Origin of the sequence: Escherichia sp. AM3, assembly GCF_032029835.1 — a bacterium.
Classification (GTDB): domain Bacteria; phylum Pseudomonadota; class Gammaproteobacteria; order Enterobacterales; family Enterobacteriaceae; genus Escherichia; species Escherichia coli.
Window position 1 is genome coordinate 1 of sequence record NZ_JAVUPQ010001172.1, and the last position, 250, is coordinate 250.

Annotated in this window: 1 protein-coding gene; it reads right to left on the reverse strand. The window is 50.8% G+C overall.

Annotation, left to right across the window (positions count from 1 at the left end; all coding sequences use genetic code 11):
- The coding region (locus tag RTW80_RS30200; protein ID WP_312721874.1) for a hypothetical protein at nt 1-250 on the reverse strand (250 nt) is incomplete at both ends.

Sequence of the window (250 nt, forward strand, 5' to 3'; positions counted from 1 at the left end):
GTTGGATCCTGATCAAGTGCAATCAGCGGCGCCCGTAAACGTGCGATCGCATAGTCCGATAAGGATTCTTTCTCTGTCATCCGTTCAGGGCGAGACGGCATAATAATCTTGTCTGGTTCATAGCGGCCGACAGCCGGAACTTGCGAGAAAATGTCCTGTACAGGAGGAACAAACTCACCCAGTTTACGAATACGTTTATCGGTATCAACGGCGTGTCCAAACGCAGAAAGCGTAACGCCAGGACGTTCAC